The sequence below is a fragment of the Rhabdothermincola salaria genome, from assembly GCF_021246445.1.
Lineage (GTDB): Bacteria > Actinomycetota > Acidimicrobiia > Acidimicrobiales > Acidimicrobilacustridaceae > Rhabdothermincola_A > Rhabdothermincola_A salaria.
In genome coordinates this window covers 1946437-1971194 of sequence record NZ_JAJQXW010000001.1, presented here as the reverse complement: position 1 = coordinate 1971194, position 24758 = coordinate 1946437, and the positions used below count along the sequence as shown (strand labels likewise).

Below are 24758 nucleotides of genomic sequence, written 5' to 3'. Positions count from 1 at the left end.
AGGTAGTGCACCACAGACGGCCCCGGTGGGGCCGGTGCGGGTGAGCACTAGTGTCAGGGGTGTACGCCACCACCCGGGGGGATGGTCGCCATGAGCGCCGAGACCACGACAGCACCGACGACGGGCCGCGCCGACGCCGCCATCTCCGAAGGCGCCGTCCCCGACGGCCTCACCCTGAGCCAGGGGGGCGCCGAGGTGTGGTCGCCGAGCATCACCCCGCCCATCGGGGTCGACCTCGACGAACGCCAGGCCCTGGCCTGCGCCTTCCGCATCCTCGCCGCCCACGACTTCTGCGAGAACATCGCCGGGCACATCACCTGGGCGCCCGAGGGCCACGACTCGATGTGGGTCAACCCGTGGGGGCTGTGGTGGGAGGAGATCTGCGCCTCCGACATCTGCCGCGTCGACGCCGACGGTCGGGTCGTCGAGGGCCGTTGGGACGTCACCCCGGCCTTCCACATCCACACCGAGCTGCACCGTCGCCGACCCGACGCCCGGGTGGTCGTGCACAACCACCCGTACCACGCCGTGGTGCTGGCGGCCCTGGGTCTGGTCCCGGAGTTCCTGCACCAGCAGTCCTCGATGTACGACGGCGAGGTCGCCTTCGTGAGCGAGTACGCCGGCGAGGTCGACTCCGCCGAGCTGGGCGCCGACCTGGCCGACCGCATCGGCGACGCCTCGGTGGTCATCCTGGCCAACCACGGGGTCATCGTCACCGCCGCCACCATCGAGGAGGCCACCTACAAGGCGGCCACCCTCGACCGCCAGTGCCGCCTGATGCTCGACGTGGTGACGTCGGGCCGGGCGGCCACCACCGTCCCGTCGGCGGTGCGTCCGCCCATGAAGGCGTCGCTGCTCGAACGGGGCACCGAGGTCTTCTGGGCCGGCGCCGTACGCCGGCTCCTGCGCGAATCCCCGGAGGTCCTCACATGAGCATCAGCATCGACGATCTGGCCGCCAACGCCGATTTCACCACCGGCGGCAAGTCCAAGACCGGTTCGGTCACGTTCCTGCCCGAGCCCGAACGGCGGGCCCGCCGCTACACGATCATCTCGGCCGACGACCACATCGTCGAGCCGCCCGACACCTTCGACGGACGGGTGCCGGCGGCGCTGGCCGACCGGGCACCCAAGATCGTGGAGAAGGACGACGGGGCCGAGGTGTGGGTCTACGACGGCCAGGAGTTCCCCAACGTGGGCTTCAACGCCGTGGTGGGTCGCCCGGTCAGCGAGTACTCGTTCGAACCGGCCCGCTTCGACGAGATGCGCCGCGGCGCCTGGGACATCGACGCCCGCATCGCCGACATGGACCTCAACGGCGTGTACGCCAGCGTCAACTTCCCGTCGTTCCTGCCCGGGTTCGCCGGCCAGCGCCTCCAGCTGACCACCAAGGACACCGAGCTGGCCATGGCCACCGTGCGGGCCTGGAACGACTGGCACATCGAGTCGTGGGCCGGGTCGCACCCCGACCGCATCATCCCCTGTCAGATCCCGTGGCTGCTCGATCCCGAGGTGGCCGCCGACGAGGTGCGCCGCAACGCCGAGCGGGGCTTCAAGGCCATCACCTTCAGCGAGGCCCCCCACATGCTGGGCCTGCCCACGCTGCACTCCGGACACTGGGACCCGCTCATGGCCGCCTGCGCCGAGACGGGCACGGTCGTGAACCTCCACATCGGCTCGTCGGGCACCTCGCCGGCCACCGCCCCCGACGCCCCGCCCGACACGGTGGGCGTGCTGTTCTTCGGCTACGCCATGTTCGCGGCCATCGACTGGCTGTACTCGATGCTTCCGGTGCGGTTCCCGGACCTCAAGCTCTGCATGAGCGAGGGCGGCATCGGCTGGGTGGCCGGGCTCATGGACCGCCTCGACCACATGCTCGGCTACCACGACATGTACGGCACCTGGACCGGCACCGACCTCACCCCGGCCGAGGTCCTGAAGCGCAACTTCTGGTTCTGTGCGGTGGAGGATCCCTCGTCGTTCGTGCAGCGCGAGCGCATCGGGGTCGAGAACATCCTGCTGGAGAGCGACTACCCGCACTGCGACTCCACCTGGCCCAACACCCAGGAGATCGTGCACCGCGAGATCGGCGACCTCCCCGCCGACGACGTCCGTCGCATCACCTGGGCCAACGCCGCCGACCTCTACCGGTTCCCCGTGCCCGAGTCGGTGCAGGAGGATCCCGAGGCGTTCTGAGGTCGGCCGCGCCGTGGCGCCGAGCCACGTAGCGTGCCCCGCATGGATCAACTCGAAGGAAGGGTCGCCGTCGTCACCGGTGCCGGCAGCGGCATGGGGCAGGCGATGGCCCAGAGGTTCGCCGGCGAGGGCATGCGGGTGGTGGCGGCCGACATCGAGCAGCCGGCGCTCGACGCCACCGTGGCCGCCCTGGCCGATGGTGGCGCGACCGCGATCGGGGTGCGCACCGACGTGTCGTCGGCCTCCGACGTGGAGATGCTGGCCGAGACGGCGTACACCGAGTTCGGCGGGGTGCACCTGGTGTGCGCCAACGCGGGGGTGTTCACCGGCGGGTTGGTGTGGGAGCGCACCGTCGCCGACTTCGAGTGGACGATGGGCGTCAACTACTTCGGCATCGTGCACGCCATCCGCTCGTTCGTCCCCCGGATGCTCGCTGGTGGCGAGCCCGGGCACGTGGTGACCACGGCCTCCATGGGCGGCCTGGTCACCAACGCGTACTCCGGGCCCTACTACGGCTCGAAGTTCGCGGCGGTGGGCCTCACCGAGTGCCTGGCCCACGACCTGGCCTCGGTGGGCGCGCCCATCGGCGTGTCGTGCCTGGTGCCGAGCCTGGTGGCCACCGGCATCGGCACCTCGGGCCGCAACCGGCCCGAGCGCTTCGTCGACCGGCTCCGTCCCGACCCCACGCCCGACGCCGAATTCGTCGACGCCGCCATCCGCGACTCCACCGCGTCGGGCATGGCTCCCGACGAGGTCGCCGACCTGGTCCTCGACGCCGTGCGGGCCGACCGCTTCTGGATCCCCACCAAGCCCAGCTACCACGACCAGATCCGCGGCCGCCACGACGACATGCAGGCTCTGCGCCTGCCCGCGTCACCGACGCTCGACTAGGCCCGCCCCGGGTCCAGGCGGTGGCCGCCAGGTCGGTACCAGACGATGCCGCAGGAGAAGAAGCCGGACGCGACGAGGGCCGGTCGTGGCGACCGGCCCTCGGAGTGCTGGCAACCGGCCGGTGGGGCCGGGAGGGTCTGGGTCAGCCGGTGAAGCGGGGGGTGACGACGGCCGGCGACGCTGCCGAGGTGGTGGTCGGGGCCGAGGTGGTGGCCGGGGCCGCCTCCGTCGTGGTGGTGGTGCTGGGGGGCGGCGGGACGGTGGGGGCCACGGCCAGCAGGACGACGTCGGACTCAGCTGGGTTCACTGCGGCGATCTCGGAGAGCGCGCCGGTGGCGGGGTCGAAGCTGGTGAGCGTCGCGTTCACGGCTTGGGGCACGGACCGGTCTTCGATGATGGACGCCCCGGTGAGCGCCCAGCCGGCGCTGCCGCTGCAGTCGTAGCCCACCACGGTGTCGGCGATGGCCGGGCCCTCGGTGAGCAGGCCGGTGGCCGGGTCGAGGAAGCCCACGTCCGGGTTCGGGACGAAGGCGGGCACGGATGTGGGGCCGTTGCGACCGTCGATCGTGAGTGTCACCACGCCGGCCGAGCAGGCGGCCAGCCCGAACATCTCCTCTTCGAGCGTGCCGGTCTCCCCGACGAGGGTGGCCGACCCGGTGGACGGATCGATGGTCCACAGGCAGTTCTGGTTCCCGTCGTCGCAGGCGTCGGCGGCGAAGAGCGCCCACACCGTGCCGTCGGGGGTGATGGCCAGGCCGCCCTCGGGGAGGAAGGCGTTGCCGTCGGGGCCCGGGATGTCGATGGTGACCGTGTTGGTGACCGCGCCGGTGGTGGGGTCGAAGGCGACGAGGGACAGCGGTGACTCGGCTTGAGGGGCGAACGAGGCGTCGGCGAGGGCGAGGCGCCGCCCCTCCCTGATGCCCCACACGGTGCCGTCAGGGGCGACGGCCAGGTCGTTGACGCAGGCGTTCCCGCTGAACGCGGCGGGGAGCGCGTTGACCTCGGCGGTGGTCAGGTCGATGGTGGCCAGCCGGCAGTCCCGCACCTCCCCTCCCTGCGTGAGGAGGGTGTAGCCCATGGCCGGGCCCGAGTCCTGGGAGGAGACGGGGGAGGCGGAGAAAAGGGTGGCGGCGGCGAGGACGGCCGCAGCCGCTCCCACCTTGGCAAGGGGGCGCAACATGTGTGACCTCGAAGTGTCCGGGGGCGAGTCGAACGAGACGTTAGTGGACGTGGGCCGGGGGAGTCGGAGATGTCGCGGCCTGCGGTGGCGGACACGGGGCTGGGCCATCGGCCTACGGTTGGGCCATGGCCATCGGGGGTTCTCGCATCTACCACGTCAACTCCAACTGCACGGACCTCGCCCGGTCCGTGGCGTTCTACGAGGCGTTGGGGTTGCAGCCGGTCACCCGCACGGTGCCGAGCCGGCCCCAGCCCGGTAGCGCCTTCGGTCTGGACGAGGTGGCCTGGGACGCCTGGATGCTCCAGGGCGACTGTGGCTACGACGGTCTGTCGTTGGACCTGTTGCAGTGGACGGTGCCGCCGCCCACCGGCGCCTCGCCGGCCACCATGTGGGAACCGGGCTTCTCCCGGCTGGTGCTCACCGTGCCCGAGCTCGACCAGGTCCTCGACGCCGTGACCGCCCATGGGGGGCGGCTCCTCGCCGGGCCGTCCCCGGTCGTCGACCCCGAGGGGGCGTCGGTGCCCACGGCCATGGTCGCCGATCCCGATGGCGTGGCCGTGCAGCTCGAGGACGGCGACGACACCCGCATCGCCCGCGTGGTCGTCAACACCGTCGACCTCGACGAGTCGCTCTCCTACTACCTCGACGTGCTCGGGCTGCGGCTGGTGGGCCGTTGGGAGGGGGCGTCGGCTGACGGGTCGCTCTTCGGTGTCGAGGGCGCGGTCGAGTACAGCCGGGCCGACGTGGCCGACAGCGGTTCGCAGTTCGGGGTGTCGCTCGTGCAGTGGCACCGACCGGTGGCGCCCACGAGCGGCGACCGACGGGTGCGGGGAGCCAACGAGCTGGGTCTGTTCCGCATGGCGTGGTCGACCGACGACTGCGCCCGCGACGAAGCCGTGGTGCGCGCCGCCGGCAGCGAGCCCTTCGCCCCCACCGGAGAGCTGTCGGTGGGCGACGACCTCCCGCTGCTGCGGGTGCTCTTCTGGCCCGGCCCCGACGGCGAGTGCCTCGAGCTCATCGAGGTCACCTCGGCCAGCGGCGCTCTCGACTGACGCCCCGAGCCAGGCGCCTGGCTCCCGGCTTGCGCGGAGCGTGGCGCCGATCGCGTCCCGCCGGCCGTCTCGCCTCGACCCGTCAGAACCGGCGGTCGGTTCGGCAGACTGAGGGGGTGACCGCAGCCGACATCGACACCTCCCAGCCGCACGTCGAGCCCCCGGACCCGGTGGGCGAGGCGGTCACGCGCGTCCTCGCCGGGGTGATGTTCGGGGCGTCGGTCGGGCTGTCGCACCAGCACCCGGGCGAGGACTCCCACACGGGCCTCGAGGGCCCCGGGTCCGTCAGCGCCACCGCGTCGGGCCCCGACGGCTGGGAGACCACCTGCACCGTGTGCCTCGACGAGCGCATCGCCGGTCTGCTCCAGGAGGGGTCCGAACCCCTCATGGAGATGCTCGGCGGCCTCCCGGCAGCGGGCCTGCGGGCCGCGGAGCGGTTCCGGGGCACGGCCGTCGACCCCGTCACCGGTCGGCTCGACCCGGCCGTGCGACGGGCGCTGCGCGACGTCGTGGCCGCCGAGGTGCTGGCCGACTACGTGCCGTCCTCCGCCGACCAGGCCCACAAGGCCGCGCTGGTGGGCGAGGTCATCGAGTACCTGGTCGAGCTCAGCTCCACCCGGGTCGAGTCCCACGACCTCACCCACGGGGTGCTGATCGCCGACGTCTTGGAGGAGGATCCGCGGCTGCTGTTCGACTACCCGGCCGACGTGCGCGCCGCCAAGCGGGCCCCGTTGCTGTTCGACGGGCAGCGGTCCGTGCTGGTCGTCGACGGCCACGGCCACGCCCGCACCGAGCTGCAGTGGCATCGCATCGACCGCCTGGCCACCGACGACGTCACCCTCGAGCCGGCGTTGAGTCCGGCCGGGCGGCGCATGGCCAGCCCCCGGCGCAGCGTCGCCCTGGTCGAGAGCGGCTCGCTGGTGGCTGCGGCCAGCCGCCGTCTCGGTGGGCTCGGCTTCTTCCTCCGGGCCGATCGCAGCATCTGGACCTTCCTCTCGGGCCGTCCGTTCCTGGTGCGCCGAGGCGAGCACTGGTCGGCGTTCCCGTTGCAGCTGGCGGCGCTCGTCGAGCGCATGATCGGCGGCGGTGAGGCGGCGGGCATCGTCGTCGACGCCGCCTTCATCGTCTCGGGCGACCGCGGTGGGGCCATCCTGGCCATCGTCGACGACGCCTCGGCCATCGACGGCACGGTGCCGCTCAAGGACCGCTACGACCTGCGCGACGACGTCGATCCGCTGGCCATGCGCCCCGAGACGAAGCTGCACCACCTCATCGACGCCAAGGACATCGACGACGTCACCCTCGCCCGCCTGGCCCTGCTCGACGGGGCCACGATCGTCGACCGCGACGGTCGCCTGCTGGCCTACGGCGCCATCGTCGACAGCGCCGACAGCGAGCACGAGGGGGCCCGCACTGCGGCGGCCAAGTCGCTGTCGAAGACGGCCATGGTGGTGCTGAAGGTGTCGGCCGACGGCGACATCACCGTGTTCCGCGACGGCCGCGTGGTCGCCACCCTGCTGGGCCCGCCCCCGCTCTGACCCTCGAGGGGTCGGACCCGGCGGATTGGTGTGTCGCCGCGGCCGGGCGCGCCCGGCCGGCCGCCCTGGTCCGGCGTTCAGCCCTTGGGGGTGAAGCGCACCGGGAGGTGCTTGATGCCGTTGATGAAGCTCGAGCGCAGCTGCTCGGGTGGGCCGGCCAGCTCGAGGTCGGGGAGCTGGCGGAACAGCTCGCGGAACACCAGCCCGATCTCGCGGCGGGCCAGGTGGGCGCCCAGGCAGAAGTGGGGACCGGGCCCGCCGAAGCCCACGTGGGGGTTGGGGTCGCGGCGCACGTCGAAGCGGTCCGGGTCGTCGAAGACGGCGTCGTCGCGGTTGGCCGAGCCGTAGAACATCAGCACCTTGTCGCCCTCGTGGAACTGGTGCCCGGACAGCTCGTGATCGCGGGTGACGGTGCGGCGCATCCAGATCACCGGTGAGGCGTAGCGCACGATCTCCTCGATGGCGGTGGGGGTGACGCCCTCGACGTCGTCGGCCCAGATCCGGCGCTGGTCGGGGTTCTCGCCGAGGGCGGCGACGCCGTGGGACACCGCGGTGCGGGTGGTCTCGTTGCCGGCCACGGCCAACAAGATGAAGAACGACGCCAGCTCCTGCTGGGTGAGGCGCTCCCCGTCGACGTCGGTGTTGACCAACGCCGAGAGCAGGTCGTCGGTGGGGTGGTCGCGCCGCTCGGTGGCCAGGCCGTCCATGAGAGCCACCAACTGCTCGCCGGCGCCGATGAACGCGGTGACCGGGTCGACGCCTTCGGGCATGAACTCCGGGTCGCCGCCCGACAGGATGATGTTGGACTGCTCGAGCACCATCTGGCGCTCGCTCTCGGGGATGCCCATCATGTCGCAGATGACCAGCAGCGGGAACGGGCTGGAGATCTCGGCGACGAGGTCGACCTCGCCCTTGGGGGCCACCGCGGCGACCGTGTCGACGGCCACCCGCTCGACGTCGTCGTAGATCTTGTTGAGCATGCGGGGCGTGAAGGTGCCGGCGACGATCTTGCGCAGCCGGGCGTGGCGGGGATCGTCCATGGAGATGAACGAGCCGTAGAACTCGTTGAGCTCGGCGGGCATGTCGATGATGGACACCGCCCCCTGCGCCGAGGAGAACACCTCGGGGGTGCGGCTGATGGTCAGGATGTCGGCGTGGCGGGTGATGGCGTGGTAGCCGGGGCCCTTGGGGAACCCGGCCAGCTCTGGTTCCTCGAAGAAGGCGATGGGTCGTTCTCGTCGCAGCAGGGCGAAGGCGGCGTGGCGTTCGGCCCACGGCCGAGCCCAGAAGTCGATGCTCGAGAGGTCGATGGTGTCGAGGGTGAGATCGCTGGGCATGGGACGACGCGCCTCCCGGGCACGCACACGGCCGAGACGGGCCGTGGAGCGAAAGGGGTGCCGGTCGGGCCACCGGCGACGATGACGACGGTATCAGCGGGGGTGTCGGGTCCCGCGGCCCGGACCGCCCGGCGGGCGGGTGCGCCGAGGGGTGTGGCAAGGTGGCGACGAACGCATCGCCGGGGGGCTCGGATGCGCGCTGAAGGTCCCTCGGTGATCCGTGTCCGACGGTCCGCCCGCGCGGCGGGCCTGCCTTCTCCGAGGAGCGCTGCCATGGCCATCGGCCACCCTGTGACCGGACTGTCCGACCCCGACCTCGTCGACACCACCATCACCCCGTCGGTGGCGCCGGTGCGCATCCCCCGCGAGCGCTACACCTCGACCACGTTCGCGGCCATGGAGGCCGAGCGCATGTGGCCCTTCGCCTGGCAGATCGCCTGCACCATCGACCACGTGCCCGAGCCCGGCGACTTCTTCGAGTACGTGACCGGCAACCTCTCGGTGCTCGTCGTGCGGGGCGACGACGGCGAGCTGCGGGCGTTCCTCAACAGCTGCCCCCACCGGGCCTCGGCCATCTGCACCGGGGCCGGTTCGGGCCTCGAGGAGCTGCGCTGCCCGTTCCACCGGTGGGCGTGGGACTTCGACGGCACCCTGCGCGAGGTGCCCTCCCGCAAGGGGTTCGGCGCCGGGTTCCGCACCGAAGACCACGGTCTGGCCCCCGCCCGGGTGGACACCTGGGGGCCTCTGGTCTTCGTGAACCCCGACCCGGAGGCCATGGCGCTGCCCGAGTACATGGACGGCATGTGGCATGACGCCGACTGGGCCGGGCTCATGGAGTTCCATGCCGATGCCGCCATCTCGGTGCCCGCCCCGGCCAACTGGAAGGTGGTGGCCGAGGGTTTCTCGGAGATCTACCACGTGCAGGGCATCCACCCCGAGATGCTGCCCACCATCGACGACATCCACTCGCCGCAGCGGCTGTGGACCCACACCGGGGTCTGCTACCAGCAGTACGGCCTGCCCAGCCCGCGGCTGCGCGATGTCACCGACGAGCAGGTGTGGGAGGGCATGGTGGCCACCCAGGGAGCCCGCTTCGGGGCCGCCGACGGCGATCCGCTGCCGGAGATCCCCGAGGGTCAGACTCTTCGCGACGTGTTCGCCCAGCGGGTGCGCGACGTGCAGGCGGCCCGAGGGGTCGACATGTCGGGCTACACGGTCGACGAGATCATGAACCTGTCGCAGTACAACCTGTTCCCCAACGCCACCGTGTTGATCTGGGGTGACATGGTCAACGTGTTGATCGCCCGCCCCGGCGCCACCCCCGACGACGCCCACCTGGTGATGTTCCTGCTGCACCGGCGCCCGGAGGGTTCGCCCCGTACGCGTGTCGAGGAGATGTCCCTACCGGCGGGCACACCGCTCGGGTTGGTCATCGGCCAGGACGTGGAGCTGCTCGAGGGCATCCAGCGGGGCATGCACCAGGCACGGCCCACCCACGTGGTGATGAGCAGCGAGGAGGTGCGGGCCATCAACCTGCACCGCAACCTCGAGCGCTACCTGGGCATCTCACCCAGCCAGATGCAGCCCCTGGGCGGTTGAGCATGGACCTCGACGAGCTGCTCGCCCGTGAAGAGATCCGCGACGTCGTCAAGCGACTGGCCCGGGGCACCGACCGCCTCGACGAGGAGCTGATGGCGTCGAGCTACCACCCCGACGGCTACGACGACCACAACTCGTTCCGGGGCACGGGCACCGAGTTCGCCCGCTGGGTGGTGGAGGTGCTCCCGCACTTCGCCGCTACCCACCACTTCATCGGTGATCCGCACTTCCGCAGCATCGAGGGCGACGTGGCCCAGGTGGACACCTACTGCATCGCCCACCACCTCAGCCGCCCCGACGACGACGGCCGGGCCACCGACATGATCCTGGCCCTGCGCTACGTCGACCGCTTCGAACGGCGCGACGGCTCCTGGCGCATCGCCCACCGGGTGTGCGCCTTCGACTGGACCTACGAGGTGCCCTTCGACGCCGGCGCCCGGTTCGTCTTCGAGGACGACTTCACCGTCGGGGCAAGGGACCGCACCGACATCACCTACCGCGACCTCGAGCGGCGCCCCGACTGACGCGGCGTCGCCTCGGCACCGACTCGGCGCCGGCCACGATCGATGGGGTCCCAGGTCGTGGTGGTGGGCGGAGCGCTCCGTAGGGTGGAGCCCATGAGCGAGCGCCCCGACCTCGAGTTCTTCTTCGATCCCATCTGCCCCTTCGCATGGGTCACCAGCCGGTGGGTCACCGAGGTCGCCGCGCGCCGTGACTACCGGGTGCGCTGGCGCTTCATCGCGCTCGCCGTCGTCAACGAGGGCAAGGACTACGGGGCCGAGTTCCCGCCTGCCTACCCGGCGTTGCACGGTCTGGGCCGCGACCTGCTGCGGGTGGCGGCGGCCGCTCGCCGGGAGCACGGCGAGGACGTGATCGCCGACTTCTACACCGCGGCCGGCACCCGCCTGCACCCCGGCGGGCTGAGCACCGCCATCTGGAAGGGCCAGCCCATCCCCGACGACCTCGTCGCCGAGGTCCTCGCCGAGGTCGGTCTGCCGCCCGGGCTGGCGGCCGCAGCCGACGACGCCTCGCTCGACGACGTCCTCCGCGAGGAGGCCGACACCGCGCTCGGTCGCACCGGACGCGACGTGGGCACGCCGTTGCTCACCTTCGACCCCGGCACAGAGCGCGAGAACTCGCTGTTCGGCCCCGTCATCTCCCAGGCCCCCAAGGGCGAGGACGCGGTGCGTCTCTGGGACGCCGTGCGCCTCCTGGCGGCCACGCCTGGCTTCGCCGAGATCAAGCGCTCCTTGCGCGACGACCTCGTCTTCGACTGAGGCCTGCGGCGCGCTCGCCGCCGGTCGGGCGGGCCCTCGCTCCCTGCCCCCACGGCGCCCGGGCGGGAATGCCGTACCCGACGCCACCGACCTGGTCCGAACGGCCCGGTGCGCGCGACCCAGTCGGCCTGGGACCCATGGCGACGCCCTCCGGGACCCGGTCCCCCGGCGCCCGCCGGGCGGCGGTGCAAGGCTCGGGGTGTGGACGCAAGCGGCATCGGAGCGCAGCCGGGCCCGGGAGGGGTCATGGCCACCGAAGGGCCCACGGGCCCGGCTGGGCCGAGTGCCGCATCGGGACCGTCCCCTTCGGAAGCGTCCGACCCGCCGCTGTCGTCGTCCTCGACGAGGACGACGAGTCGGGCCGAGCGGTGGGCGTGGGCCATCCTCGCCGTGGGGGTGGTCGTGGCCCTGCTGGCGGGTCTGCTCACCGCCCAGCAGCTGGGAGCCGACGCCGAGCGCAGCGTGGACAACACCGAGGTGACGGTCACCGAGGCCGTCGAGAGCCGGCTGCGGCGGAACCTCGACCTCATCCTCGCCGCCCGGGCCTTCGTGTCGTTGGCCGCTGGTCAGATCGCTCCCGGCGAGCTGCAGGTCTGGTTCGACGGGCAGGCGGTGGCCGAGCGCTTCCCCGACATCGACGGGCTGGGCTACGTGGAGCGGGTGCCGGCCGACGAGCTGGCGACCTTCGTGGCCGAGACCTCCGAGCGGGAGGTCGATCCGGATGGTGACGTCGCCGCCGAGATCGGCATCCAGCCCCCCGGCGACCGCCCCGTGTACTGCCTCGGCCGGGCCGGCGTGCAGCAGTCGGCGGCGTTCGCCTTCGCGCCCGAGGTCCTCGACCTCTGCGGCGGACCGCTGCGCTTCGCCACGGGGGCCGAGCTCGACGTGCGCTCGGCGTTCGCCGCGGCCGAGGCCACCGGGGGGACCGTGACGGTGCCGTTCGACGCCGGCGACGACTCGTTCCTCACCGTCGTGCAGCCGGTCTTCGTGGACGCCGCGGTGCCACTGGGGACCGAGGGCGCCCCCATCCGCGGCTGGCTCATCGCCGCCGTCGACGTCGAGAGCATCCTCACCGACGTGCTCGACGACTACGCGGGTGTCGGCGCGGTGCTCACCCGGGTCGAGCCCGACGGCACCTCCTTCGTGGTGGCCGAGGCCACGAGCCCCGGCGGTGCCCCGGAAGGCCCGGCCGAACGGCTCGCCACCTTCGGCGAGACCGGTCGGTGGGAGCTGGCCCTCGCCATCGAGCCGTCGCCGACGCCCTCCCAGGTCAACGGCTTCGCCCTCCTCGCCGCGGTGGGTGTGCTGGTGAACTTCCTCCTGGCCTTCATCATCGTGCGGGTGCTGGCCTCGTCGAAGCGGAGGGCGTGGGACCTCGTCGACGAGCGCACCGCCGAGCTGGCCCACCTGGCCCTGCACGACCCGCTCACCGATCTGCCCAACCGGACGCTGGTGCTGGATCGGGCGGCGCACCTGCTCGAACGGGCGCCGCGCTCGGGGATGGTGCCCGCCGCGCTCTTCGCGGACCTCGACGGCTTCAAGGCGGTGAACGACACCTACGGCCACGCCGTCGGCGACGAGTTGCTGAAGGCCGTCACCGAGAGGTTCCGGGGCGCCCTGCGCCAATCCGACACGCTCGGCCGATTCGGTGGCGACGAGTTCGTGGTGCTCACCGAGAGCGCTCCGGGTGGAGCGTCGGTGGAGCTGGTGGCCGAGAGGTTGCTCGAGGCGGTCCGCGAGCCCTTCGTGCTCGACACCGATCCTCCTCGCTCGGTGGTGGTCGGCCTCAGCATCGGCATCGCCGAGGGGGTTCGCCCCGACGCTGACGCCCTGCTGAGCGACGCCGACCTGGCGCTCTACGACGCCAAGGAGTCGGGCCGCGGACGCTTCGTCACCTATCGACCCGAGCTACGGGACCGCCTGGCGGAGCGGTTCGCGATCCGAGAGGCCGTCACCGACGGGACTGTTCCGGCGAGCGCAGGGGTAGAGGAGGTGGGACCGGGGTCGGGAGGCCCGCCCCGACCAACGGACCCACAAGGAGAATCATCATGACCATCGGAGCTGCGCTCGTCGTCATCGTCGTCGGGGTGCTCATCGCCCTCTTCGCCAGTTCGACCATCGGTTGGATCGTCGCCGCCGTCGGCGTGGTCGGCCTCATCGTCGCCGCCGTCACGTCCGGTCGCTCGAGGGCCTAGCGATCCCCGCAGGACGTCACCGTCCCCACGACGATCCCGGCGCGCTGGACTCGCGCCGGGATCTCGGCGTTTCCGGCGACGAAGCGTCGGGTCGTCGAGCCGTGGAGCGCCGGTCGGCGATGACGGTCGGGGCGACGGACCCGAGGGGACGGTCCGTCGGAGCCGGCGTCGGGAGCCGGGCCGACTCCGAGTCGCGGGCCGACGGCGAGCCCTAGACTCGGCCGAGGCGAGTGTGTGGGGGGGCGGAAGCGCTCGGACGGGGGGAGCGAGACGTGACGGCCGACGGAGAACCCGCCGCTCACGGCAGCGCACGCTCCGTGAGCGCGGGCCACCGCCGAGGGCGGTTCTACTCGATGCTGGCGGCCGCCAACGGCGCCGTGCTGCGGGCCGCGACCCGACAGGAGATCCTGCAGGGCGTGTGCGATGTCGCGGTGCAGGACCCCGAGATCGTGCTCGCCTGGGTGGGCGAGCGTCGTGAGGAAGGGTCGCTCGTCCCGCTGGCGGCGGCGGGCCTGGGGGCGGAACGGGTGGCCGAGACGACGATCTCGCTCGACAGCCCACTGCCGTCGGCTCGTGCCATCGCCGAGGGCCGGCCGTGCGTCGTGCACGACATCGCCGCGGCCACGCCCTACGACGTGCATCGCCGCGGGGTCGTGGCAGGAGGCCTGGCGTCGTCGTGCTGCCTGCCGATCAGCGTGCACGACACGATCGTGGGCTCGCTGGCCCTCTACGGGTCGCGGGTGGGCATGTTCGACGACGGGCTGGTCGAGCTGTTCGAGCAACTGGCGGCCGACGTCGCCTTCGCCCTGCAGGCCCTCGCCGATCGTGAGGCACAGGCCGAGGCTCGGCAACGGGCGGTGCAGAGCGAAGCCCAGCTGCAGGCCGTGCTCTCCCTCGGCCGCGACGTGGTGAGCGTGCTCGACCGCGAGGGACGGGCGCTGTGGATCACCGACAGCGTCGAGTCCATCACCGGGTTCCCTCCGGAGCACTATCTGGGAGAGGACCTCGCCGACGACGTGCACCCGGACGACCTCGACCTCACCCTCGAGGCGTGGACGGCGGTGCAGGGGGAACCGGGGGCCACGTCGTCGGCGGAGATGCGGCTTCGGCACCGTGACGGCGGGTGGCGATGGATGGAGGTGTACCTCACCAACCGCACCGACCACCTCGGGCCCGACGGCGTCCTCAGCAACATGCACGACATCACCGAGAGCCGAGCCGCGCGCGATGCGATGCGCTTCCAGGCGGAGCTGTTGTCGTCGGTGGGCGAGGTGGTGATCGCCACCGACCGGGAGGCTCGGGTCACCTACTGGAACAGCGCCGCGGAGCGGCTCTTCGGCTGGAGCGCGCGCGAGGCGATCGGACGCCTGGCGGGCGACGTGGCGCCGGTGGTCGAGGGTGCCCAGCACATCGACGCCGCCACTGCGGCGATGAGGGAGCGCCGACCGTGGACCGACGAGATCGTGGTGGAGACCAGGCACGGCGCGCAGGTGCCGCTCTCGATCCACAACACGCCGATCGTCGACGACCATGGACGGGTCGCGGGCTTCATCGGGGTGTCCTCGGACATCACCGAGAAGGTGGCCGCCCGGCGCGACCTGGAGCGGCAGGCGACCATGCAGGCCGAGATCGCCCGGGTCGGCCAGCTGGCCCTGGCCGAGGGCGACGTCGACGCCGTGATCGACGTGGTCACCGAGAGCCTGGCCCGCACCGCGGGGGTCGACATCGCCATGTTCGTCGAGCTGGCCCACCGCCAGACGGGGGAGGCCACCGCCCACGGCGCGGTGGTCCGAGCGCAGTTCGGCGCCCTCACCGCCCGCAAGGGCGAACCCCTGACCGAGGCCCAGGCCGGGCTGCTGGAGGCGTTCCTGCCTCGGATCGAACGCGAGCCGATCCTCACCGGTCTGGCCCGCGACCCCCGCTATCGCACATGGATGGAGCAGCTCGTCCTCCCGGTGGAGGCGGTGGTCGCGGTGCCGGTGCGTCGCCGGGGCGCCGACCACGGCGTGCTCGCCGGCTTCGCCCTGGGTGACCGCTCGTTCGGGGAAGACGAGGCCAACTTCGTGGTGGCGCTGGGCAACATCGTCTCGGCCAGACTCGACCAGGCCGAGACCGAGGGCGAGCTGCGGCGCCTGGCCCTGCACGACGGCCTCACGGGACTCCCCAACCGCACCCTGCTCGTCGACCGCATCGAGCATGCGGCGGCGGCTGCCCAGCGCGACGGGGCCACGCTGGCCGTGCTGGTCATCGATCTGGACGGGTTCAAGCTGGTGAACGACGCCCTCGGCCACCACGTGGGCGACCAGCTCCTGGTGGTGGTGGCCGAACGCCTCGTCGACGCGGTGCGAGCCGGCGACACCGTGGCCCGCCTCGGCGGCGACGAGTTCGCCGTGCTCTGCGAGGGCGTCCACGACGTCACCGAGGCCGCGATGGTGGCCGAGCGCGTCGCCGAGGCGATGGCGACCCCGATCGCGATCGACGGGGTGGAGACCTACGTGACCGCATCGATCGGCATCACCGCACGCACGGGGGAGGAGGCGTCGGCCGACGTCTTGTTGCGCGAGGCCGACGGGGCCATGTACCGGGCCAAGGAGCAAGGGCGATCCCGCCACGAGATCTTCGACACGCAGATGCGCGACCGGGCGATCGAGCGCTTCGATCTCACCAACGACCTCCGCCGCGCGTTGCCACGCGACGAGTTCCGCCTCGTCTGGCAGCCCGAGGTCGCCCTCGCCCGCGCCGACGGCACCGAAGGGGTGTGGGTGGAGGCCCTCCTGCGCTGGGAGCACCCCGAGCACGGCCTGCTGGCCCCGGCGCGCTTCATCGACGTGGCCGAGAGCACCGGGCTCATCAACCCCATCGGGGAGTGGGCGCTGGCCCAGGCCTGTCGGGAGTTCTGCGCGTGGCAGGAGTCGGGGAGGTCGGCCCCGTCGATGGTCTCGGTCAACCTGTCGGCCCGTCAGCTGGCCCAGCCCGACCTGGTGGACCGGGTGAAGGCCGTGGTGGCCGAGACCGGGATCGACCCGACCCGGCTCATGCTCGAGATCACCGAGACGGCGGTCATGGGCGATCCGGTCACCTCCATCGCCCGGCTCGGGGCCCTGCGCGACCTCGGCCTGCAGATCGCCATCGACGACTTCGGCACCGGGTACTCGTCGTTGACCTACCTGCGCCGCCTGCCGGTCGACTGCCTCAAGATCGACCTCACCTTCGTGAGCGGGCTCACCGACAGCCTCCGCGACCGGGCGATCGTCGAGGGCATCATCGCTCTGGCCCACGCCGTCGACCTGTTCACCATCGCCGAGGGGGTCGAGAGCGAGGCGCAGGCCGCCGAGCTGGTCGAGCTGGGCTGCGACTGGGGGCAGGGCTACCTGTGGAGCCGCCCGGTGGACGGCGCCACCCTCCTCGACTGGATCGAGGCCGAAGCCCGGTGACCCCTCGGGCCCCTCTCGGGGCCCGGTCGGCTCTCGCCCTTCCTACGACGACGCCGGCCGGCGGCGGCGCTGCTTGGCCTGGTACATCTCGTGGTCGGCGCGGTGCAGCACGTCGGCGGGGCCGTCGCCCGGCTCCGACAACGCCAGGCCGAGGCTGGCCGACGGCTGCCACAGCAGGCCGTCGACCCGGATGGGGTGGTCGAGCACCCCGTGCACGCGCCCGGTGAGGTTCTCGAGGATGTCGGGTGCGGGGTCGGTGCTCACGATCACGAACTCGTCGCCCCCGTAGCGGGTGACCATCTCCGTGGGTCGAGTGCAGCCGCGGAGGCGCTTGGCCACGACCTGCAGGACGGCGTCGCCCGCATGGTGGCCGTGGGCGTCGTTGACCTCCTTGAAGCGGTCGAGGTCGATGAACATCACCGCCACCTCGCGGCCGGCACCGATGGCGGTCTCGATGTGGTCGTCGAGGGCCGTGCGGTTGCGCAGGCCCGTGAGGGGGTCGGTGCGGGCTTCCTCGCGCAGCCGGGCGGTGGGGGTGGAGTCGGTGAACACCCCGATGAGCCCGGACGGAGCACCGGAGCCGCTGCGGGGGGCTCGCACCCGCAGCGAGCGGCTGCCGCCGTCGGGCAACGCCGAGCGGAACTCGACGGTGACGGTGTCGTCGCCGGGTCGGCCGTCGTCGTGGTGGCGGATGGCCGCGGCCCGGGCGGCCTCCACCCGGTCGCGGTCGCCCGGGTGGGCGAGGTCGGCGAGGTTGGCCACCGGGCGGCCGCCGGCGAGGTCGACGAAGTGGGAGTTGGCGAACTGCACGTTGCCGCCGATGTCGGCGCGGAACACGCCCGAGGGCACCTCCTCGGCGAGGAGCCGGAACTCCTCGGCCAGCCCTCGTGCCTCCTCGCGGCTGGCTTGCAGCGCGGCCTCCTGGGCCCGTCGCTCGGTGGCGTCGACGACGAGCACGACGAGGGTGGAGTCGTCGGCCGGTCCCGAGGGATGGGACCGGGGCGGGGTCAACAGCAGCGTGCTCTCGACCCACAGTGTGGTGCCGTCGGGTCGTCGGAGCCGGTGCTGGGCGGAGATGGCCCGTCCCGGTTCGCGGATGGCCTCGGCGAAGATCCCGAGGGCCGCGTTCTGGTCGTCGAGGTCGACGAGGTCGATGGCGGTGGTGCCCACGAGCGACGCGGACTGGACGCCGAGGAGCTCTTCGATGGTGCCCTCCACCGACTCGATGCCGCCGATGGGGCTGGTGTGCATGAGCACCCAGCGGGCGGGGGCGCCCATCACGACGGTGGTGTCGGGGGTGGTGAACTCGACATCGGCCGTGGCCAACTCGTCGGTGAGGATGCAGAAAACGGCCAGCTCGGGGTGGCCGTAGAGGTTGAGGAAGCGTTGGCGGCTCGCGCCCCAACCGTCGCCGCGAGCGCTGCGGCAGTGGACCTCGACGACCTCCCCCGGGTGGTCGCGGGCCCGGCGCCAGGCGGCCACGATGTGCGTGCGGTCGAGGGGGTGCACCGTGTGCAACCCCCGTCCGAGGTCGCTGACGTGGTTGACCACGACGGCGTCGCCCTGGACCGCCCGCAGGACCCTGGCCACGGCGTCGGGTTCGCCCTCGGCCTGCACCTGGGCGCCGGCGCTCAGGGCGACCAGCGCGTCGAGGTCCCAGTCGGCCAAGGGGCGGGACAGGTCGTGGCGGATCGTGAACGGCTCGGGGTTCACCGCCAGTCCTCGTCCGGTTCCGTGGCCACCCGAGTTGTCCCTTCCCCGACCCACCACGGATGGTGGGAGACCCGCCGCCCCGGGAGACGATACGTGGCTGGTCGGTCCGGCGCACGCAGGGCGCAGGCCTCGGCCACGGTCAGATGACGTTCAGGTCGGGGTCAGGCAGGCAGGTGGCGGTCAGGGGGCGTGGCCCAGGCGATCCTCGAGCCAGTCGAAGGTGGCCTGCTCGAACAGCGTGGCCCCCAAGCCTTCGCAGTGCCCCCCTGCGCCGGATGCGATGTCGAAGTGCACGAGGGTGACGTCGCCGGTGAGCAGCGCTCGTAGCTGGGTGCTCTGGCTGGCGAAGTCGCCCTCGCCCTCGGTGATGAGCGTGGGGCACGTGATGCGTCCGGCGATGTCGGTGATGTCGAAGCGGTGCAGCTCGCGCAGCATGCCGGCGAAGGTGCCCTGGCCGTGGGTGGCCATGCGGGCCCCCCAGTACTCGGTGTTGCGGGGACCTTCGAGCATGTCTTGGAGCGACGCGTCGGTCTCGGGATCGCCGGCCAGCACCTTGGCGGTGAGCTCGTCGCCCATCTGGGTGGCCATGCGGGAGGTGAACTCGACCTGGCCGGGGTCGCACACGAGGGCGGCGATGCGGGGTTCGAAGGCGGCCGCCCGCGGGGCCAGGTAGCCGCCGAAGCTGCGCCCGACGAGCGCCAGTCGGTCGGGGTCGACGCCCGGCCGTCCCACCAGGTCGTCGAGCATGGCGGCGAAGGGCACCTCGAAGTCGGGGCGGATGGGGACGCGGTGCTCGTAGAGCATCCCGCCCTGACCCGGGCCCTCCATGACCGCGAAGTTCCAGCCCCGGCTGAGCGCCATGTAGCCGGTGGCCGCCCACCCCGCCTCGGCGGCCGAGTCGTAGCCACAGGGCGCGATCACGGTGGGGCGGGCCACGTCGTCGTCGGCCGGCCGCACGAGGTAGCCCTCCATGTGGACCCCCTCGAAGGGCACCCGGAGCCAGGTGGTGGCGTGGGGCCACAGCTCGGTGGCCGCCCGGAAGGAGGCCCGGTGGCGCCGCCATCCGGACTGCAGGCGCTCGTCGTCGAGGTCGTGGCGCAGGAAGAACCACGCCTGGCGCCAGTACTCGGTGGCCCGCAGGAATGCCTTGGTGGCCGAGACGGTGTGGCCGGCCTGGCGGGCGGCGGCGGCGGCGCGGTCGCTGGTCTCGGCCAGCGCCGACCACTCCTGCCACCAGCTGTCGTAGTCGCCGGGGGTGATGCGTGCCGCCACCGCCAGCACCTCGCCGACGTCGGCCGACCCCGAGTACGCCGCGCTCACCGAGCGCTGCAGCTGACCGTCCATGTCGGCATCGTCGAAGAAGAGCTCCATGGCCGTGAGCCTGCCACGCCCGACGGGCCCGCCGGCGCCCGGTCGCCGTCGTCAGGGCCGGTCGTCGTCGAGACGCTCGGCGAGGCGCTTGGGGGCCACGCAGCGGTACGCCTCGGTGACGATCCCCTCGATCTCGTCCCAGTCGGGGGCCACGTCGAGGCGCACGCCGATCCAGCCGCGGTGGCCCACGTAGGGCGGGCGGAAGAAGCGGTCGGGCTCGGTGCGCACGAGCTCGGCCTGCACCCCCGACGGCGCCGCGCACCACAGCGCCAGGCGGCCGTCGCCATGGTGGTCGTCGTGGAACATCACGAAGGTGGTCGTGCCCCGCACGAAGAACGTGGGCGCCCCGTGCGAGAGCCTCTCGGTGACCTCGGGCAGGGCCAGACAGCGCTGGCGCACGGCGGCGAGCGCGGCGTCCACCCCGTCGTCGGTGGGGATCGTCTCGGCCATGGCGACGTCAGAACGAGGTGGTGCTCGGGTCGGAGGTGGCGGCGGCGGTGATCACGCTGATCACGATGATGACGACGACGGCCAGGATCGACAGGACGAAGATGGCGCAGCTCACGAGACCGATCACCTGCCCGGCCACGGCCAGTCCGTCGCCGTCCTGGTGTCCCTGCGACTCGGCGATCTCCTTGCGGGCGCTGCGGCCCAGGAAGAAGGCGACCAGCCCGAGGGGTTGGCACGCGACGAGGGCGACCACCCCGACGATGAGGGCGACCAGCGCGTTGCTGTTGGTGCGCGAACCGGCGCCCGGGGCGGGGGCGTACGGGTTCGGTCCGGCACCGTACGGGTTGGGTCCGGGGCTGTAGGGGTTGGGCCCGGGGCCGTAGGGGTTGGGCCCGGCGCCGGACGGGTCGGGTCCGGGTGCGTACGGGCCTCCGGGGGGTCCTGGCGGGGGCGGCTGGCCCGGGCCGGCCGGCGGCATCCACCGGGGCGGGGCCTGGCCCGGTCCTGCGCTGGAGGGTGGTGCCGTCGACTGCGGCGCCGCGGGTGGGTACCAGGGGTCGCTCTGGGGTGGGTACGGCGGAGGGTTCGACGGGAGGTCCTGAGGTCGGTCCTGGTCGCTCATCGTCGCCCTCGCTCGAGAGATCGCTGCCCGCTGGTGGCGTGCGCCGGTCGGCTGCCCGAGCCGGCGCGCATCGGCGACACTACCGGGACCGTTGCCGGCGGGTCCCCGGTGCGATGTCCTCCGTGCTCCCGTGCGGCGGGGGGTGCGCTCGCCCGGGCCCAGGACCTGGGGACGACCGCCACGGGCGGGAGGTGGGGCGAGGCCTCATGGGCAGCCGAGCCCGTGGAGGGTGGCGCATGGCGGGCACAGGCGGGAGGGTCCGTCGGGGGTGTCCATCACCGAGGCGTGGGGTCCGCCGCACGATTCGCACCCTCGGGCCTCGGTCCGGCCGGTCCCGGCCCCGGAGGTGGTGGACTCGGGGTCGGTGGTCTCGGAGTTCGGGGTGTCGCGGCCGGGGGCGGGGGTGGTCACGCCAACCCCTCGGCCAGCGACGCGGCGACCGAGGCGCCCAGCTCCCAGCAGGCATCGGTGTCGGCCCGGGTGGGGGCGCCGGTGAGCTCGAGGGGCGCCTGGACCAGCTTCCACTGCAGCCCTCGGGTGATCTTCTCGACGCCGGTCACCGCGCCGGTGGTGTCGTCGTTGCCGTGGACCCACAGCCCGAAGGGGCGCCCCACGGTGTCGGTGAGGCACGGGTAGTAGATGGTGTCGAAGAAGTGCTTGAGCGCCCCCGACAGGTAGCCCAGGTTGGCGGGGGTGCCGAGGAGGTAGCCGTCGGCGGCCAGTACGTCGCTGGTGGTGGCGCCGAGGGCCGGCCGGGTGACGACCTCGATGTCGTCGAGCTCGTCGGTGCGGGCGCCGTCGAGCACCGCCTCGAGCAGGGTGTGCGTCGCCGGCGACGGCGTGTGGTGCACCACGAGGAGACGGGGCACGGCGGGCGGTTCAGTCGCCGCCGATGGCGGCGATCAGTGCGATCACGGCGATGATGACCACGCCCAGCACCCAGAGGCCGACGGCGACGAGGCCGATGATCTTGGCGGCCTTGGCGATCTTGGCGCCCTGCTGCGGGGGAGAGGCCAGGATGTCCTGCTCGGCCCGGCGCCCCAGCCACCATCCGACGACCCCGGCGGGTCCGCAGAAGAACAGCGACGAGATCGACATCACCAGCGCGCCCACCGCCATCGGGTTGGTGGGGACGGGACCGGTGGGGTTGGAGGTGGTGTCGCTCATGTCGTCTCCGAGAGTGCTGCCGGACGGGGCGCCGACGGTGCCCCGAACGCTAGTCCCCCGACCTGTCGTGCCCCGGGCGACGGTCCAGCCTTGCTCCGCACGGGTGCCTTCCCTATGGTGTTAGGTATACCTAACAGAAAGGTCGTGGGGATGAGCGAACAGCGACGGACGGGTGCGGAGCGGGCGCTGCTGCGCCAGACGGTGGTGCTGGCCCACGCGGTGCCGGGTGCCGAGCTGAGGATGCAGACCGGCGACCGCGACCTGGTGGTGTCGCGCCACCCGTCCGCCGACGTCACCCCCTGCCAGGCGCGCGCCGCGCTGCTGGCCGCCGCGGTGCCCGGCAACGTCGACTGCTTCGATCTGGTCGCCGGTGTCGAGCTCGGCGGATCCCTGCGCGACCTGGGTGGAGGGCTCTACTGGTCGTCGTCGGGACCGGCGCCGGAGCGGTGGTTCGCCACCTGCCTGCCGCCCGACGACGTGGCCGGGTTGGCCGCTCGCAACCAGTTCGGCCTGCCCGGCGAGGCCATCACCTGCGCGGTGCTCGTCGACGCCGAGGTGGCGGTCTCGGCCGTGCGGCTGCGGGTGGGCCTCGCCGGCTACGAGGACCGCCTCGACGAGGTGGCGCGCTGGCTGTTCGGTGAGGTGCTGGTCGAGGAGCTGTGGCGCGAGGCCCTCGGTGCGTCGTCGTCCGTCGACGGCTGAGCCCGCGCCAGACTGCGGGCCTCGGGCACGCTGACGGGGGAGGCCACGACGAATGGCGAACAGGGCGCTGTACCTCTACGAGGTGGTCGACGTGGTCGGCCAGGGCCAGTACGACTACATGGAGCACCTCTGGCAGGACCCGGTCCAGCGCATGCCGGAGATGAACAGCCTGCAGGGCTCCTTCTACGTCTGCGCCTACGGGGGTGGCCGTTGGCCCCAGGTCGTCAACATCTGGGACGTGGGCACCGAGGGTTGGACGGGTTGGGCCAAGAACGTCGACCGCCTCAACCTGAAGCGCCGCAAGGCCTTCTACGGCGACTGGTGGGACAAGGCGGCCGAGTGGCGCAGCGGTGGCTTCGACCGCCTGTGCGGTGGGGTGCCCGGCAGCCCCACGACCGACGAGATCGCGGCACGCGGCGTCAAGGGCAGCCTGTTCGTGAACGAGATCCTCGAGGTGCGACCCGGCACCGCCCTCGACTTCCTCGCCGAGGTGGCCGAGACGCGGGTGCCGCTCATGCGGGAGTACGGCCACGAGCCGACCGGCCTGTACGAGGTGCTGTCCAACCCCCACGAGGTGGTGATGGTGTGGGCCACCGACATCGCTTCCCAGGCGCGGCTGCGCGCCAACCGTGACGCGGCGCGGGGGTTGAGCGACGAAGGCGAGCCGGACCAGCGTCTCGTCGACTGGGAACGGCGGTCGGCCCAGTTCACCACCGGGGGGACCACCCACGTGATGACGCCGCTGCCTCGCACCGTGTACGGGCCCGACGACTGGGAGGACGCCACCCTCGAGCAGTGGCTGGAGGGGACCTGAGCAAGGTGGGCCGGGTGGGACGGGGGGCCGTCCATCGCCGCGACGATCGCCTGCCGGGGCCCGTTGAGGCGATCCGGCGGGGGCCCCGCTCGAGTGTTTCGGCCGTGTGATCTTCCGGGGCGAGCGAGGTCCGCCCCGTCGGGACCGGATGGGGTCTCCGTACCCTGGAGCCGTGCCCCGGCCCGTGACCAGCCCGTGACGACCACCACCAGTCCCGCCGCCACCTCTGCGGTGCACCGCCTGTGGCGGGTCTCGTGCGGGTTCACCCTCGACGTGACCGCGGCGTGCCAGGTCGTGCTGCAGGTCGCTCCCGCGGCCAGTGCCGGCAACCGGCTGGAGGAGTCGCTCGTGGTGACCCTCGACGGTGCACCCGTCCCGGTGGCCACCATGACCACCGCCCACGAGGGCCTGGCCCAGGTGGTGTCCGTGTCCGAGGGGCGGCTGGAGATGAGCTACGCGGCCGTGCTCGGGGCGATCGGTGCCCCGGTGCCCGACCCCCGCCGGGACCTCGACGACGAGCAGGTGGTGTACCGCCGCCAGAGCCGCTACTGCCCGTCCGACGAGATGATGGGCTTCTTCGCCCAGGAGCTGGGCCACCTCGAGCCGGGCGCCGACCGGTTGCTCGCCGTGGCCGACTGGGTGTTCGAGCGCCTCGCCTACGAAGCGGGCGCCAGCGGGCCCCTCGACACGGCGGCCGACGCGCTGTTCGCCGGCAAGGGCGTCTGCCGCGACTTCGCCCACCTCGCCATCACCGCCCTGCGGGCCCTCGGGGTGCCGGCCCGGCTCGTGGCCGTCTACGCACCCGGGCTCAGCCCCATGGAGTTCCACGCCGTGGTCGAGGCCCACCTCGACGGGGTGTGGTGGGTGCTCGACCCCACCCGTCTCGCCCCCCGCCGGTCGCTGCTGCGCGTCGCCACCGGCCGCGATGCGGCCGACACCGCCTTCCTCACCGTGCTCGACGGCACCGCCGAGCTGCTGGCCAACGAGATGACCGTCACCATCGACGGCGACCTGCCGCTCGACGCCCACGAGGACCTGGTGCCGCTGCCCTGACGGGATGGGGGTCGGCGGACCGGGGCCGCGACCCCGAGGTCGGGCCATCGGCCGAGAGCTGAGGTCGGGCATCGAGCCTCGGCCGGCGACCAGGGTCGAGCCCGTGGGCCCGTCCCCGTGGCGGGACCCCGCGGTGGGCTGTCACAGGGCGTCGGTAGTGTCGCCGGC

Annotated in this window: 22 protein-coding genes; 14 read left to right on the top strand and 8 right to left on the bottom strand. The window is 72.6% G+C overall.

What is annotated here, in order from left to right; genetic code table 11:
• The first annotated feature begins 90 nt into the window (after positions 1-90).
• The 3 genes from LUW87_RS09130 to LUW87_RS09120 are packed head-to-tail and all read left to right on the top strand — an operon-like array spanning position 91 to position 3086.
• On the top strand, positions 91-933 hold the full coding sequence (locus tag LUW87_RS09130; protein WP_232670829.1) for a class II aldolase/adducin family protein: 843 nt from the start codon (positions 91-93) through the stop codon (positions 931-933).
• Positions 930-2195 carry an amidohydrolase family protein gene (locus tag LUW87_RS09125; protein WP_232670828.1) on the top strand — a complete coding sequence of 422 codons (1266 nt, stop codon included), beginning with the start codon at positions 930-932 and terminating at the stop codon, positions 2193-2195. The genes LUW87_RS09130 and LUW87_RS09125 overlap by 4 nt, the downstream gene beginning before the upstream one ends.
• Positions 2196-2237: 42 nt before the next feature.
• Positions 2238-3086: an SDR family NAD(P)-dependent oxidoreductase gene (locus tag LUW87_RS09120; protein ID WP_232670827.1), complete on the top strand. Its 849-nt coding sequence runs from the start codon at positions 2238-2240 to the stop codon at positions 3084-3086.
• 142 nt (positions 3087-3228) lie between these two features.
• Here the strand turns inward: LUW87_RS09120 and LUW87_RS09115 are convergent, their stop codons facing one another.
• A complete protein-coding gene (locus tag LUW87_RS09115; RefSeq protein WP_232670826.1) occupies positions 3229-4266 on the bottom strand; it encodes an NHL repeat-containing protein in 1038 nt (345 codons plus the stop codon).
• A 125-nt stretch (positions 4267-4391) separates the two neighbouring features.
• Here LUW87_RS09115 and LUW87_RS09110 point away from each other — a divergent pair, with 125 nt between their 5' ends.
• Positions 4392-5318: a VOC family protein gene (locus LUW87_RS09110; protein WP_232670825.1), complete on the top strand. Its 927-nt coding sequence runs from the start codon at positions 4392-4394 to the stop codon at positions 5316-5318.
• A gap of 116 nt (positions 5319-5434) precedes the next feature.
• A complete protein-coding gene (locus tag LUW87_RS19205) occupies positions 5435-6856 on the top strand; it encodes a diadenylate cyclase (RefSeq protein ID WP_232670824.1) in 1422 nt (473 codons plus the stop codon).
• A 77-nt stretch (positions 6857-6933) separates the two neighbouring features.
• Here LUW87_RS19205 and LUW87_RS09100 read toward each other — a convergent pair whose 3' ends face one another.
• Positions 6934-8193 (bottom strand): cytochrome P450, encoded by a 1260-nt coding sequence (locus tag LUW87_RS09100; protein ID WP_232670823.1) that lies wholly within the window; start codon positions 8191-8193, stop codon positions 6934-6936.
• A gap of 273 nt (positions 8194-8466) precedes the next feature.
• Here LUW87_RS09100 and LUW87_RS09095 point away from each other — a divergent pair, with 273 nt between their 5' ends.
• The 6 genes from LUW87_RS09095 to LUW87_RS09070 all read left to right on the top strand — a co-directional run bounded on the left by LUW87_RS09095 (position 8467) and on the right by LUW87_RS09070 (position 16698).
• Positions 8467-9792, top strand: a complete 1326-nt coding sequence (locus LUW87_RS09095; RefSeq protein WP_232670822.1) for an aromatic ring-hydroxylating oxygenase subunit alpha — start codon at positions 8467-8469, stop codon at positions 9790-9792.
• A 2-nt stretch (positions 9793-9794) separates the two neighbouring features.
• Positions 9795-10316: a nuclear transport factor 2 family protein gene (locus LUW87_RS09090; RefSeq protein WP_232670821.1), complete on the top strand. Its 522-nt coding sequence runs from the start codon at positions 9795-9797 to the stop codon at positions 10314-10316.
• Between the two features lie 93 nt (positions 10317-10409).
• Positions 10410-11069: a mycothiol-dependent nitroreductase Rv2466c family protein gene (locus tag LUW87_RS09085; protein WP_232670820.1), complete on the top strand. Its 660-nt coding sequence runs from the start codon at positions 10410-10412 to the stop codon at positions 11067-11069.
• A 390-nt stretch (positions 11070-11459) separates the two neighbouring features.
• Positions 11460-13121 (top strand): diguanylate cyclase domain-containing protein, encoded by a 1662-nt coding sequence (locus LUW87_RS09080; RefSeq protein ID WP_232670819.1) that lies wholly within the window; start codon positions 11460-11462, stop codon positions 13119-13121.
• Complete coding sequence (locus tag LUW87_RS09075; protein WP_232670818.1) at positions 13118-13264, top strand: hypothetical protein; 147 nt, start codon at positions 13118-13120, stop codon at positions 13262-13264. The genes LUW87_RS09080 and LUW87_RS09075 overlap by 4 nt, the downstream gene beginning before the upstream one ends.
• A 317-nt stretch (positions 13265-13581) precedes the next feature.
• Positions 13582-16698 (top strand): bifunctional diguanylate cyclase/phosphodiesterase, encoded by a 3117-nt coding sequence (locus LUW87_RS09070; RefSeq protein WP_232670817.1) that lies wholly within the window; start codon positions 13582-13584, stop codon positions 16696-16698.
• Positions 16699-16740: 42 nt separating this feature from the next.
• Here LUW87_RS09070 and LUW87_RS09065 read toward each other — a convergent pair whose 3' ends face one another.
• From LUW87_RS09065 to LUW87_RS09040, 6 genes are all read right to left on the bottom strand, one after another.
• Positions 16741-18411 carry a diguanylate cyclase domain-containing protein gene (locus LUW87_RS09065; protein WP_232670816.1) on the bottom strand — a complete coding sequence of 557 codons (1671 nt, stop codon included), beginning with the start codon at positions 18409-18411 and terminating at the stop codon, positions 16741-16743.
• 180 nt (positions 18412-18591) lie between these two features.
• A complete protein-coding gene (locus LUW87_RS09060; RefSeq protein WP_232670815.1) occupies positions 18592-19782 on the bottom strand; it encodes an alpha/beta hydrolase family protein in 1191 nt (396 codons plus the stop codon).
• Between the two features lie 51 nt (positions 19783-19833).
• Positions 19834-20232: an MmcQ/YjbR family DNA-binding protein gene (locus tag LUW87_RS09055; protein ID WP_232670814.1), complete on the bottom strand. Its 399-nt coding sequence runs from the start codon at positions 20230-20232 to the stop codon at positions 19834-19836.
• A 7-nt stretch (positions 20233-20239) separates the two neighbouring features.
• The gene (locus tag LUW87_RS09050; protein ID WP_232670813.1) at positions 20240-20854 is read right to left on the bottom strand and encodes a DUF4190 domain-containing protein; all 615 of its coding nucleotides are present in this window, start codon (positions 20852-20854) and stop codon (positions 20240-20242) included.
• A 407-nt stretch (positions 20855-21261) separates the two neighbouring features.
• Complete coding sequence (locus LUW87_RS09045; RefSeq protein WP_232670812.1) at positions 21262-21723, bottom strand: flavodoxin family protein; 462 nt, start codon at positions 21721-21723, stop codon at positions 21262-21264.
• Between the two features lie 10 nt (positions 21724-21733).
• Positions 21734-22021, bottom strand: a complete 288-nt coding sequence (locus tag LUW87_RS09040) for a DUF4190 domain-containing protein (RefSeq protein ID WP_232670811.1) — start codon at positions 22019-22021, stop codon at positions 21734-21736.
• Positions 22022-22171: 150 nt separating this feature from the next.
• On the opposite strand from LUW87_RS09040, the gene LUW87_RS09035 reads away from it, so the two are divergent.
• The 3 genes from LUW87_RS09035 (at position 22172) to LUW87_RS19200 (ending at position 24590) form a co-directional block, all read left to right on the top strand.
• Positions 22172-22723 (top strand): hypothetical protein, encoded by a 552-nt coding sequence (locus LUW87_RS09035; RefSeq protein ID WP_232670810.1) that lies wholly within the window; start codon positions 22172-22174, stop codon positions 22721-22723.
• Between the two features lie 52 nt (positions 22724-22775).
• Positions 22776-23537 carry a hypothetical protein gene (locus LUW87_RS09030; protein WP_232670809.1) on the top strand — a complete coding sequence of 254 codons (762 nt, stop codon included), beginning with the start codon at positions 22776-22778 and terminating at the stop codon, positions 23535-23537.
• Positions 23538-23732: 195 nt separating this feature from the next.
• The gene (locus LUW87_RS19200) at positions 23733-24590 is read left to right on the top strand and encodes a transglutaminase-like domain-containing protein (protein ID WP_232670808.1); all 858 of its coding nucleotides are present in this window, start codon (positions 23733-23735) and stop codon (positions 24588-24590) included.
• The last annotated feature ends 168 nt before the right edge of the window (positions 24591-24758 follow it).

Coding starts and splice junctions, on each gene's coding strand:
- LUW87_RS09050 (WP_232670813.1), bottom strand. CDS start 20,854: ATGAGCGACCAGGACCGACCTCAGGACCTCCCGTCGAACCCTCCGCCG.
- LUW87_RS09040 (WP_232670811.1), bottom strand. CDS start 22,021: ATGAGCGACACCACCTCCAACCCCACCGGTCCCGTCCCCACCAACCCG.
- LUW87_RS09085 (WP_232670820.1), top strand. CDS start 10,410: ATGAGCGAGCGCCCCGACCTCGAGTTCTTCTTCGATCCCATCTGCCCC.
- LUW87_RS09090 (WP_232670821.1), top strand. CDS start 9,795: ATGGACCTCGACGAGCTGCTCGCCCGTGAAGAGATCCGCGACGTCGTC.
- LUW87_RS09030 (WP_232670809.1), top strand. CDS start 22,776: ATGGCGAACAGGGCGCTGTACCTCTACGAGGTGGTCGACGTGGTCGGC.
- LUW87_RS09120 (WP_232670827.1), top strand. CDS start 2,238: ATGGATCAACTCGAAGGAAGGGTCGCCGTCGTCACCGGTGCCGGCAGC.
- LUW87_RS09110 (WP_232670825.1), top strand. CDS start 4,392: ATGGCCATCGGGGGTTCTCGCATCTACCACGTCAACTCCAACTGCACG.
- LUW87_RS09130 (WP_232670829.1), top strand. CDS start 91: ATGAGCGCCGAGACCACGACAGCACCGACGACGGGCCGCGCCGACGCC.
- LUW87_RS09095 (WP_232670822.1), top strand. CDS start 8,467: ATGGCCATCGGCCACCCTGTGACCGGACTGTCCGACCCCGACCTCGTC.
- LUW87_RS09060 (WP_232670815.1), bottom strand. CDS start 19,782: ATGGAGCTCTTCTTCGACGATGCCGACATGGACGGTCAGCTGCAGCGC.
- LUW87_RS09075 (WP_232670818.1), top strand. CDS start 13,118: ATGACCATCGGAGCTGCGCTCGTCGTCATCGTCGTCGGGGTGCTCATC.
- LUW87_RS09125 (WP_232670828.1), top strand. CDS start 930: ATGAGCATCAGCATCGACGATCTGGCCGCCAACGCCGATTTCACCACC.
- LUW87_RS09055 (WP_232670814.1), bottom strand. CDS start 20,232: ATGGCCGAGACGATCCCCACCGACGACGGGGTGGACGCCGCGCTCGCC.
- LUW87_RS09115 (WP_232670826.1), bottom strand. CDS start 4,266: ATGTTGCGCCCCCTTGCCAAGGTGGGAGCGGCTGCGGCCGTCCTCGCC.
- LUW87_RS09035 (WP_232670810.1), top strand. CDS start 22,172: ATGAGCGAACAGCGACGGACGGGTGCGGAGCGGGCGCTGCTGCGCCAG.
- LUW87_RS09100 (WP_232670823.1), bottom strand. CDS start 8,193: ATGCCCAGCGATCTCACCCTCGACACCATCGACCTCTCGAGCATCGAC.